Origin of the sequence: Alteraurantiacibacter buctensis (genome assembly GCF_009827655.1) — a bacterium.
In the GTDB taxonomy this organism is placed as follows: Bacteria; Pseudomonadota; Alphaproteobacteria; order Sphingomonadales; family Sphingomonadaceae; genus Alteraurantiacibacter; species Alteraurantiacibacter buctensis.
This window is the reverse complement of sequence record NZ_WTYV01000012.1, coordinates 1-10,622: the sequence shown is the minus strand read 5'-3', so window position 1 is coordinate 10,622 and position 10,622 is coordinate 1. Positions and strand designations below refer to the sequence as shown.

Here is a 10,622-nt window from a genome sequence, read left to right as displayed (position 1 = left end):
CCACCTGCGGCCAGCCATGGCGGCGGAGGCAATCTTGCACTAACAATCAACACGGACCACTCGGTGGGGGCCGATCAGCTGCCTTCAGCGCTCGAGCGTGTCCTGGGCAACCAGGTTCACGACGTGAAGCCGCGTTGGGCCAAGGGCACCGCGCACCGCGTCGCCCGCCTGCTCTCCGACCATATCGATGAGCTCGAGCGCAAAGATGCGCTGCTCGGCGACGTCTTTGCCGGTGCCGAGGGAGGCCACCGTGGGTGAAGAGATCGACAAAGGAGCGACAGAGCCCCGCAGGGTCACCCGGCTCATTCGCCTGCCCGAAGTCCAGCACCGCGTAGGGCTTGGCCGTTCGACGATTTATCGCTGGATGGCCGAGGGCAGGTTTCCGAAGCCGGTGCAGCTCGGTGGCTATGCGGTTGCCTGGGCCGAAGAAGAAATCGAAACCTGGATTTCGGACAGGTTGCAATGACAGTCCATCAGCTCCATTGCGGCCATGCTCCTGAGAACTCAATCATCAGTGCTTCCGTCTCCGGTTACGGGGTCATTTATCTTTGACGCTGCACATTGGCCAAGATTGTCAAAGACGCTTCGCTATGAGAAGCGCAGTGTCGGATGGTTTATCTGATCTACATAGGTGCGGCTCTGGCCGAAATCGCGGGTTGCTATGCGTTCTGGATCTGGCTGCGCCTGGATCGTTCTCCCTTATGGCTCATCCCTGGCGTCCTTTCGCTATGCCTGTTCGCCTATCTGCTTACCCTCGTCGAGGCTGAACATGCGGGCCGCACCTATGCGGCGTATGGCGGGATTTATATCCTTTCGGCACTCGCGTGGCTTTGGTGGGCCGAAGGCGTGAGGCCCGATCGATGGGATATTACAGGGGTGGCGATTTGTCTGATCGGTGCATCGATCATTTTGTGGGGGCCTCGTCCGGCATGAAGGGCGCGTGGTGTCTATTCCTGCGCGCCGGTCCCGGGATGGTGAGGAACGAGATGGTCCTCACAATCACCGCCAAGGCACGCTTCGAACGTCGCATGTTCGATCTGAAACCGGCTCGCCAGCATCGTGCGGGCGGTTCGTTTGACCTGTTCGAAACTGTGCAGTGAGGCATCGCCAGGGACGACATGCGCCTCAAGCGCGCGGCGATGCTCGCCGATATTCCAGATATGAAGATGATGCAGGCCCTCGATGCCCTCGTGTGACCGCAGCGCCTCAACGATCTCATCGAACTCCACCTCGTCGGGCACCGCGCCCATCAGCAGGCGCACCGTTCGCGGAAGCAGCGTGACGCCCTGCCATATGACATACGCCGCGATGATCAACGTGATGATCAGATCCGCGACATAAAGGTCGTAAAGGATGATCAGGACCCCGGCCACGATCACCCCGACCGATGCGAGCGCATCGGACACATTGTGCAGGAATGCGGCCTTCATATTGATGCTGTCACGTGCACCGCGATAGACAATCAGCGCCGTTATCAAATCGATCACCAGGGCGATGCCGGCGACGGCAATGACCGTCCAGCCTTCCACAGGCTGAGGGTCGGCGAAGCGGTTGATGGCCTCCACGATCAGGTAGAACCCGATGATGAGTAAAGTTGTGAGGTTGATCACTGCTGCGACAACCTCGCCCTGAGCATAACCAAAGGTCATCAATTTATCGGCGGGCCGTCTCCCGATCCTCCGCGCGAACCAGGCCAGAAAAAGAGAAGCGGCATCGCTGAAATTATGCAGAGCGTCGGCAATGAGTGCTAGCGAGCCAGAGGCAATCCCGCCGATGATTTGCGCCAGAGTAAGCAAGACGTTGATCGCCACTGCGACCACCAGCTGACGGTCACTCAGATTCTCCTCACCATGGCTGTGGCCGTGATGGCCGCCGTGCTGATGCCCCGCATGCCTGTGGCTTTCGTGTTCCGAGCCGGGATGTTCGTGATCATCGGTCACAGCTTGAACTGATCCCCCTTCTCATGCTCGGTGTCATCCTCATCGTGGATGTCCATGTGGGCGTCCCGCAGGATATCGATCCCGCCATAAAGCGCTATTCCGGCGACAGCGATACCGACCACAAGATCGGGCCAGTTTGCGCCTGTCACCATCACGATGATGGCGGCTATGATGATGCCGCCGTTGGAGATAAAATCATTGAAGCTGAAGGTCGTCGCCGCGCGAAGATTGACGTCCTTCTCGCTCATTTTATTGAGCAGCCGCAAGCAGATGAGGTTCACGATTGCGGCCACCGCTGCCATTGCCATCATCATGATGCCGCCAGGCTCGGACCCTTCGACAAAGCGCCGGATGGCATCGGCGATGACGCCGCCTGCGAAAATGAGCAGCATAATACCGGAAAAGCGTGCCGCGCCGCGCTTCCAGGTCCGCGAACGGGACAATGCCAGCAGGCTCAGCGCATAGACTACTGCGTCTGATGAGTTGTCGAGCCCGTTGGCAAGCAACGCGTTGGAATCGCCGATCACCCCGGTAATGAAGAAACCGATTGCGATAGCGACGTTGAGCCACAGCACGATCCACAAGGTGCGCCGCTTCTCTTCTGTATCGAGCTCCAGATCACCTTCGCCGCTCATTTTTCATTCACTCCTTTGCTCGCTCCATTTCCTGATCGGACCGGGCGGGGGTAGCCGCCAGCGCGATGCAAGCACGCTACATCGCGCTGGCATCGGGCAGGTTTAGGTAACCTCGCCAAGTTCCCCCTGTTCCTCTTGCGTGGCGTTGCGGCGCAAACGGTCGCGCCACTGCTGACGCCAACTGCGTGTGTCGTTGCGATCGACCAGCACAAGCTTCGCAATTGCCGGAAGGACGAACAGGGTCAGGATGGTCGCGGTGATGAGCCCGCCGATCACCACGGTCGCCAGCGGCCGTTGCACTTCGGCCCCGGTCCCGGTCGCGATCGCCATCGGCACGAAGCCGAGCGATGCCACCAGCGCAGTCATCAGCACCGGACGGATGCGCGCCAGCGCACCGTCCACGATGGCTTCTTCCAGCGCCATGCCCTTGTCGAGACGCTGGCGGATGGCCGTCATCATCACCAGCCCGTTGAGCACCGCCACGCCGGAAAGCGCAATGAAGCCCACCGCCGCCGAGACCGAGAAAGGCAATCCTCGCAAGGCAAGAGCAAAGACACCGCCAGCCAGAGCCATGGGGATGGCGCTGAACACAGCCAGAGCGGGAACCCATCCGCCCAGCGCCATGAACAGCAATAACAGCACAAGAGCGAAGCAGACCGGCACGACGATAGCGAGCCGCGCCTGCGCCGCTTGCAAGTTCTGGTATTGGCCGCCCCATTCGATGAAGGAGGCAGCGGGCATCTCGACCTGCGCCGCAACACCCTCCTGCGCTTCTTCGACGAAGGAGCCCAGATCGCGTTCGCGGACATTAGCCGATACGATTACCAGTCGCCGCCCTTGTTCACGGCGCACTTCGGCCAGGCCATCGACCACCCGGAAATCGGCGAGCGTCCGCAGCGGGACGGTTACGCCGTTTTCAAGAACAATCGGGAGAGCACCAAGCTGGTCGAAGTCGTCCCGGGTGGCAGCATCGAGGCGCACGACGACATCGAACCGTCGGTCACCTTCGAACACCATCCCCGCGGGCCGTCCGCCCAAAGCGATGGCCACCGACTGGGCCACATCCTCTACGGTCAGCCCGTAGCGGGCGATGGTGGGCCGATCGAAAGCGATGTCGAGCGTCGGGAAGCCCGTGACCTGCTGCACCTTCACGTCTGCGGCGCCTTCCACTTCGCGCAGGACACCGGCGACTTCGCCTGCCGCTTCGGTGAGCGCGGTGAGGTCGTCGCCGTAAAGCTTGACCGCCACATCACCACGGACGCCCGCGATCAGTTCGTTGAACCGCAGTTCGATCGGCTGGCTGAACTCGTAGAGGTTACCGACAAGACCCCCGAGAGCCTCCTCCATTTCCGCGATCAAGGCGTCCTTGGACAAGCTGGGGTCGGGCCATTCCTCTCGCGGCTTGAGGATAACATAGGAATCCGAGATGTTGGGCGGCATTGGATCGCTGGCAACCTCAGCCGTGCCTGTTCTTGAGAACACCAGCTCGACCTGCGGAAACTCTTCAATGCGGTCCTCGACCTGTCGCTGCATGGCGAGCGAGCGTTCGAGCGAGGTGGAGGGAATGCGCAGGGATTGCACCGCCAGATCGCGCTCGTCGAGCTGCGGGGTGAACTCGCTGCCGAGGAAGGTGAACACCACAGCCGCAAGCGCAAAGGCTCCGGCACCGGCTCCGATTACCGGCCAGGGCCGGGCAATCGCTTTGTGCAAGGCCGGACCATACCGCTCCTTCGCCCAAACAATGGGCTTCACTTCCTTCTCGGTCAGCTTCTTGTTGAGCAGCACCGCAATCATCGCCGGCACAAAGGTCAGCGACAGCACGAAGGCCGAAGCCAGCGCCAGCATCATCGTGATCGCCATCGGCGAGAACGTCTTGCCCTCGACCCCGGTGAAGGTGAGCAGCGGGGCAAAAACAAGGAAGATAATCGCCTGGCCGTAAACGGTCGGTTTGATCATTTCCTGTGCCGCGAGGCGGGTTTCGGTCAGGCGTTCCCCAAGGGTGAGCAAGCGCCCTTCATGATGCTGCCGTGCAGCCAGGCGTGCGACGCTGTTCTCGACGATGATGACCGCACCATCGACGATCAACCCGAAGTCCAATGCGCCAAGGCTCATCAGATTGCCGGACACACCTAGCCGGTTCATCCCCACCGCTGCGAGCAGCATCGAGAACGGGATGACCAGCGCCGTGATAATCGCCGCCCGGATGTTGCCAAGGAGCAGAAACAGCACGGCGATAACCAGCAAGGCCCCTTCGAGCAGGTTCTTCTCGACGGTCGCAATGGTGGCATCGACCAGTGACGAGCGGTTGTAGACGATCTCGGCCACCACACCTTCGGGTAGCGATGCGCGCACCTCCTCAAGCCGTGCAGCGGCGTTCGCGGCCACGGTCCGGCTGTTCTCGCCTGCGCGCATCAGAACCGTACCGACCACGGCCTCATCGCCATTGAGCGATGCCGCCCCGGTGCGCAGATCGCCGCCGATGGCGACATCGGCCACATCGCCGATGCGGATCGGAACGCCCTCCCGTGTTGCCACCACGGCTTCCTTGATGGCATCGATTCCGTCAAGCCGGGCGTCCACTCTCACCAGCAATGCCTCGCCCGCGCGGTCGACGAAATTGGCCCCGGCGGCCAGGTTGGCGGCCTCCAGAGCTTCAATCAGCGAGTCGAAGGAAAGGCCGTAGCCGGTAAGCCGCGCGGGATCGGGCTGCACCAGATACTGCTTTTCAAAGCCGCCGATGGAATCGACCCCGGCAACACCGTCAATAGACCGCATCAGCGGTGCCACGACCCAGTCCTGCACGGTACGAAGGTAGGCCGCCTTGGCCACTTCGCTGTCGAGCCTATCTCCGCGTTCGGTGATGAAGCTGCCGTCGGACTGCCAGCCCGTCCGGCCACCCGTTGTCGCTCCTTCGCCGCCCGGATGCTCATACTCGATCGTGTACATCAGCACTTCGCCAAGACCGGTGGAGATCGGCCCCATGGTGGGTTCCGCTCCTTCGGGCAGCGATGCACCGATCGGCGCAAGTCGCTCGTTCACCTGGCTGCGGGCGAAGTAGATGTCGGTGCCTTCCTCGAAGATCGCGGTGACCTGGCTGAAGCCATTGCGCGAGATCGAGCGGGTCATTTCCAGCCCCTCGATTCCGGCAAGGCCGGTCTCGATGGGGAACGTCACCTGCGTTTCTACCTGCGAAGGCGACAGCGCGGGCGCGCTGGTGTTGATCTGGACCTGCGTATTGGTGATGTCGGGAACCGCATCGATCGGCAGGCGCACCAGATTGAACGCGCCATAGATCGCCGCAAGCACGGTCAGAACGATGATCGCCCAGCGAAACCGCACGGCGATATCGAGAACGAACCCGATCAGGCCGTGACCGCCATCGTTGCCGTGAGTGGGGGCAGCCTCCTGCGAGGGAGCCGTGGTCTGATCAATGTCCATGTTCGGCTTCCTCCTTTTCGAGTTCAGCTTTCAACAGGAAGGCATTGGTCGCCGCGATGGTCTGGCCGACTTCGATACCGGACAGGATAGTCACCATTCCGCCCGAGCGGCTGCCCGTCTGCACCGTCCGCGCCTGGAATCCGCCCTGGGTGCGAACGAACACGACATCGCGGCCGTCAAGCACCTGTACGGCATCTTCGGGGACTGCGATGCTGGTCTGATCCACCTCGCCGGAGGGCCGGATGCGTGCCTGCAGGAAGGAGCCGGGTTGAAGACCGGAGGCACTGCCGGGCAAGTTAAGAATGGCGGTAGCACTGCGGCTCTCGGGGTCGAGCGAAGGCGTCACCGAGCGCACCCGCGCACCGATTTCACGGCCATCCCCTACTTCCAGTGTCGCTTCATCTCCGGGCCCGATGCGGGCGGCGTCGGGTGATGGCAGGGCCACTTCGATCTGCAATCCCTCCGGATTGACCACCTGGAAGAGTTCTTCACCGGCATCCACAAAGGAGCCGAGCACGATCGGAGCAGCGGTTATGCGACCCGAAAGCGGGCTGGTTACCGCAAGCGATCGCCCATCGCCGCTGACCCCGGCCGCTGCGACAGCTGCCTGCGCGCGGGACAGTTCGGAGCGGGCGACATCGAGATTGGCACGAGCGGCTTCAAGGTCCTGCCGGGCGGTGACATTGGCTTCAAACAAGCGCCGTTCACGATCGTAAGCCGAGGACAACTCGGTTACGCGCGCACGTGCGGCACTCAATTGCGATGCCAGCGCAGCGGCATCGGCGCTTTCGATCCGGGCGACCGTTTCGCCCTGACGGACGTAATCGCCCAACGTCTTGCCAATGCTGCGGACAACACCCGTCGCGCGGGCATCAATGCGCGCACTTGCGGTGGGGCTTGCTGCGACGGTGGCCGGGAAAACCAGTTCCATGCCGGCGCCCGCCTGGACCGTAACGACTGCGATCTTCGCAGCTTCGATTTGCGCGCCGTCGAGCGATACCAGGCCTTCGACCGCTTCACCCTCGGCGCCTTCGGTATGGGCTTCGCCTTCGGCATGAGTGTCACCGTCTGCGTGGGGCTCCTCTCCACTTGAAGGCCAGAGAAAATACAGCAAGGCTGCGACGACAAGCACGATCCCGGCGATAATCGCCAGTGTTCTGCGGTTCATGGAAAGATTCCTCATTGTGCGGCCAGCCTGATAAGTTCGGCGGCGGCCTGCCCCCGGTCTTGCTGCGCGGCGATCAGTGCCTGGCGGATCGCGTCGCGCGCCTCAGCGGCGCTCAGCACCTCGATCAGGGGAAAGCGACCGTTGCTGTAACCGATCTGCACCAGTCGCAGCGCTTCCTCTGCCTGGGGCAGGGACGTGGTGGAAAGGGTTTCAACGCGCGCCTCAGCGGCAAGATAGGACGAGCGTGCGCGCATCACTGCCTGTTCGTAATCGGCCAGTGCCACCGCTTCACGAGCTGTTGCTGCGCGCAGATTGGCCTCGGCAGCGGCGATATTGCCCTGATTCCGATTGCTGAACGGGAGCGGGATCGAAACGCCAACGATGAAGGCATTCGCGTTGCTTTCTTCAAAGCGCCGGACACCAGCCGAGATGGTCGGATCGGGAACGCGCAAGCTCCGCTCCCGCGCGATTTCGGCGGCAGCGGCAGATGTGGTGGCCCGCGCAACCTCTAACTGCAGCGGTGAACTCCCCGCCAATACATCGCCTGGCGGTACAATTGCGGGAAACTCGCTCGGCACCAGGGGCGGTGCTGACTGTTCACTCCACAAGGCGGCAAGGCCGGTCCGGGCTGCCAGACTGGCTGCTTGTGCAGCCTCCAGCTCTGCCTGCGCTTCGGCGAGCGCGGCTTGCGCCCGCAAGGCCCGAAGCGGCGGCTCGCGGCCCACCTCCACCAGCAGGTTCGCGATGCGGGCCAGCTCCTCGTTGCGCGCGACGATATCGCGGGCCAGATCGACACGCGATGCCGCTGCAACGGCGGTGATATACCGCTCGCGCACCAGATAGCCGAGCTCGGCCTGTGAAAGACTGGCTCTCAGGTTCGCCAGATCGGCCTGTGCCTCGGCCGCTTCGATCCGGGCGCCGCGCTTTCCACCGAGTTCGAGCCGCTGACCGACCGAAAGGGTATATTCGGTCGCGCGCAGACCGGAAAACATGCCGCTACCGGCAAAGTTCTCGGCCTCGAACGACACGTCCGGGTTGGGGCGCAAGCGAGCCTGGCCGATCAACGCCTCTGCCGCCGCGCTTTCCGCACGTGGTCCGATAAGACGCGGGTTGCTGTCGGATGACTCAGAACCTTCTGCGACCCCGCTAAGATCGAGCGCTTCATCAAGCGACACGACCGGTGGCTCCTGCGCAGCGGCAGGTTCCATCAAAGTGGCGAAGGCCAGCCCTGCAATCAGGGCGCCCCGCCAGAACATGGCTGACATTTTGGATTACTTCCTCTGCTGACGTTCGAAGACGGCACCGGAAGCATCCCCGGTGCGCGCGGAACGTCAGGCTCGAGGAGGAGGGCTCAGTATCTCGCGTTCAACCGAAGGCAGACGGGCAAAGCGCGCCGCCAGGTGGACGGTCAGAGGCCTGGGGCTCTCAACATCAGCGACCACGTTTTCCACGTTGGACCCATGGTGACAATGCCCGTGCGCGCACACGCCATGCTGCTCGACAGGAGCGTCAGTATTGCCCGGATCATCGCCGCCTTGTGCTTCCGCCTGATGGACAAAGGTCATGATTTCCGCGTCGCTGGAAAACGCGGGTTCGGTCCCGCAGGTTGCGGCGTCTGCCACCGTTGCAAAGACAAGCATCACCAGCGCCAAAAGTATGGCCAGAGGGCGCAGGGCAACAGGGCGGAGAGTGAATGTCACTGTATCGGCGCCGCGTCTAACATAGGCAAAGAAGTCGGGCAAGTTGCGAATAAATCTGCAATATATGAGGTTATAATGTTACGTTGGAGGCGAGCATGACATGTCATGACCTGCCTGCTTCTGAAAACCGGGCGATCTCAGACCGGAGATCATCGGGAATTGGCATCGGAGAAAAAGCACTGATACGCGCCCTTCCGCTATTGCCAATAGGAAGGCGTCCAAGACCGTTGCCGACAGGCGCGAGCATGAGTCGCGCAATCTGCCCCGCGACCTCGCGCCAATCGCGCACGTGCCAGGCGAATTGCAGCATTTCCCAATGAGATCCGATGTGCGCCCAGAACAGAACCTGCGCAACGATATGCGCGCGCTCGAGATGGCCCCAGGCGGCTTCATTGTCGCACCGGCTGCGGGCCGCAGTGTATAGCGCATACTCGGTCGCCAAAAAGCTGAGCCGTGCGGATTTCTCGTCAGCGCTCATGCCATAGCACTCACTATGCAGACGCTCGCGTTGCACCGAGCTCACGGCGCGCCTGAGAGATAATCTGCCAGCCTCCGTGAAGTCCAATGGCAGCCATGATGAATGCGGCGAGCAGATCAGGTAAGCCGCTGCCAGTAAACATGACGGCGACCCCGGCCCCGATAACTACAACGTTATTGATCGCGTCGTTTCGCGAACAAACCCAGACAGACTGCATATTCGCGTCGCCACTGCGGAACCGGAACAGCATCACGGCGACCGACAGATTGACCAGCAATGCAAGAGCACCGACCGCGCTCATGGCTATCGGTTCCGGATCGGAACCTGCGATGAGGCCCCAGATTGCCCAGCCAAGCACACCGAGCGCAAAGCCGAAAATGGTCATGCCTTTGATCAAGGCGGTCCTTGCACGCCAGCCAATCGCCATGCCTGCCACGCCAAGGCTAACGGCATAGTTGGCTGCATCGCCGAAGAAATCGAGCGCGTCAGCCTGCAAGGATCGCGAGCCCGCCACCACACCTGCCACCATCTCGACAAGGAACATTGTGCCGTTGGCAAACAGCGCAATCCACAAGGCCCGCCGCCATTCCGGCCGGTTCAGATTTTCGGTGCTCCCGCAAGCGGCAGCGCAGCAATTATCAGCCATGACCTACTCTTTGGAATTTGCGAGTCGGCCCTCTATATGCACCCTGTAGCTGCTACAGGGTCAAGCGATGAAAATTGGCGAACTTGCAAAAGCCACCGACACGCAGGTCGAGACGATCCGGTACTACGAACGGATTGGTCTTTTAAGCGCGCCGGGCAGGTCGGCGGCAAATTATCGGATTTATGATCCCTCACACCGGTCCCGGCTGAGCTTCATTCGCCACTCCCGCCAGCTTGGCTTCACGATTGACGATATCCGTTCGCTGCTCGATCTCGCCGATCACCCGGAGCGTGATTGCGCTGAAGCGGACAACATCACCACGCGGCATTTGGGCCAGGTCGAAGCCAAGATTTCCCACTTGACCCGGTTGCGGGATGAGTTGGTCAGGGTTTCCGGGCGGTGCCGCGGGGGCCTTTCATCTGATTGTCAGGTGATCGAGACGCTGGCCGATCATGGACATTGCACCGCCAAACACGAATAGATCGGTTCCACATCGATAGTATGATCTGCCCCCTTCTGAGTGGCCCAATTTCTATTTTTGAATTGGCCAGTCAGGAGGAATGGAATGGCGAGGAAACACAAGCCGGAGGAGATTATCGGCAAGCTGCGTGAAGCCG

General features: G+C 61.6%; 11 protein-coding genes and 1 pseudogene. 4 read left to right on the top strand and 8 right to left on the bottom strand.

Annotated features, from left to right (window positions below):
* The 3 genes and pseudogenes from GRI99_RS18115 to GRI99_RS18105 form a co-directional block, all read left to right on the top strand.
* Nucleotides 1-258: pseudogene (locus GRI99_RS18115) on the top strand (hypothetical protein); the annotation flags it as partial.
* Nucleotides 251-466 (top strand): helix-turn-helix transcriptional regulator, encoded by a 216-nt coding sequence (locus tag GRI99_RS18110; protein WP_160773472.1) that lies wholly within the window; start codon nt 251-253, stop codon nt 464-466. The pseudogene GRI99_RS18115 and the gene GRI99_RS18110, both read left to right, overlap by 8 nt.
* A gap of 143 nt (nt 467-609) precedes the next feature.
* Entirely contained in the window at nt 610-933 is a 324-nt protein-coding gene (locus GRI99_RS18105; protein WP_160773471.1) for a YnfA family protein, read from the top strand.
* 14 nt (nt 934-947) lie between these two features.
* Here the strand turns inward: GRI99_RS18105 and GRI99_RS18100 are convergent, their stop codons facing one another.
* The 8 genes from GRI99_RS18100 to GRI99_RS18065 form a co-directional block, all read right to left on the bottom strand.
* Nucleotides 948-1,940: a cation diffusion facilitator family transporter gene (locus tag GRI99_RS18100; RefSeq protein WP_160773470.1), complete on the bottom strand. Its 993-nt coding sequence runs from the start codon at nt 1,938-1,940 to the stop codon at nt 948-950.
* Nucleotides 1,937-2,575, bottom strand: coding sequence for a cation diffusion facilitator family transporter (locus GRI99_RS18095; protein ID WP_160773469.1), 639 nt, complete (start codon nt 2,573-2,575; stop codon nt 1,937-1,939). The genes GRI99_RS18100 and GRI99_RS18095 overlap by 4 nt, the downstream gene beginning before the upstream one ends.
* Nucleotides 2,576-2,677: 102 nt before the next feature.
* Nucleotides 2,678-5,941 carry an efflux RND transporter permease subunit gene (locus tag GRI99_RS18090; protein WP_160773474.1) on the bottom strand — a complete coding sequence of 1,088 codons (3,264 nt, stop codon included), beginning with the start codon at nt 5,939-5,941 and terminating at the stop codon, nt 2,678-2,680.
* Nucleotides 5,942-6,002: 61 nt separating this feature from the next.
* Nucleotides 6,003-7,196: an efflux RND transporter periplasmic adaptor subunit gene (locus GRI99_RS18085; RefSeq protein WP_237438460.1), complete on the bottom strand. Its 1,194-nt coding sequence runs from the start codon at nt 7,194-7,196 to the stop codon at nt 6,003-6,005.
* On the bottom strand, nt 7,193-8,446 hold the full coding sequence (locus GRI99_RS18080; protein ID WP_160773468.1) for a TolC family protein: 1,254 nt from the start codon (nt 8,444-8,446) through the stop codon (nt 7,193-7,195). The genes GRI99_RS18085 and GRI99_RS18080 overlap by 4 nt, the downstream gene beginning before the upstream one ends.
* A gap of 66 nt (nt 8,447-8,512) precedes the next feature.
* Nucleotides 8,513-8,923 carry a hypothetical protein gene (locus GRI99_RS18075; RefSeq protein WP_160773467.1) on the bottom strand — a complete coding sequence of 137 codons (411 nt, stop codon included), beginning with the start codon at nt 8,921-8,923 and terminating at the stop codon, nt 8,513-8,515.
* 61 nt (nt 8,924-8,984) lie between these two features.
* A complete protein-coding gene (locus tag GRI99_RS18070; RefSeq protein WP_160773466.1) occupies nt 8,985-9,359 on the bottom strand; it encodes a DUF3703 domain-containing protein in 375 nt (124 codons plus the stop codon).
* Nucleotides 9,360-9,372: 13 nt separating this feature from the next.
* Nucleotides 9,373-10,005: a cation efflux transmembrane domain-containing protein gene (locus tag GRI99_RS18065; protein WP_160773465.1), complete on the bottom strand. Its 633-nt coding sequence runs from the start codon at nt 10,003-10,005 to the stop codon at nt 9,373-9,375.
* A 67-nt stretch (nt 10,006-10,072) separates the two neighbouring features.
* Here GRI99_RS18065 and GRI99_RS18060 point away from each other — a divergent pair, with 67 nt between their 5' ends.
* The gene (locus GRI99_RS18060) at nt 10,073-10,486 is read left to right on the top strand and encodes a MerR family transcriptional regulator (protein ID WP_160773464.1); all 414 of its coding nucleotides are present in this window, start codon (nt 10,073-10,075) and stop codon (nt 10,484-10,486) included.
* The last annotated feature ends 136 nt before the right edge of the window (nt 10,487-10,622 follow it).

Bases quoted from the DNA above. Each gene is read 5' to 3' on its own strand.
- GRI99_RS18085 (WP_237438460.1), bottom strand. From the start codon at position 7,196: ATGAGGAATCTTTCCATGAACCGCAGAACACTGGCGATTATCGCCGGG.
- GRI99_RS18070 (WP_160773466.1), bottom strand. From the start codon at position 9,359: ATGAGCGCTGACGAGAAATCCGCACGGCTCAGCTTTTTGGCGACCGAG.
- GRI99_RS18095 (WP_160773469.1), bottom strand. From the start codon at position 2,575: ATGAGCGGCGAAGGTGATCTGGAGCTCGATACAGAAGAGAAGCGGCGC.
- GRI99_RS18105 (WP_160773471.1), top strand. From the start codon at position 610: ATGGTTTATCTGATCTACATAGGTGCGGCTCTGGCCGAAATCGCGGGT.
- GRI99_RS18060 (WP_160773464.1), top strand. From the start codon at position 10,073: ATGAAAATTGGCGAACTTGCAAAAGCCACCGACACGCAGGTCGAGACG.
- GRI99_RS18080 (WP_160773468.1), bottom strand. From the start codon at position 8,446: ATGTCAGCCATGTTCTGGCGGGGCGCCCTGATTGCAGGGCTGGCCTTC.
- GRI99_RS18065 (WP_160773465.1), bottom strand. From the start codon at position 10,005: ATGGCTGATAATTGCTGCGCTGCCGCTTGCGGGAGCACCGAAAATCTG.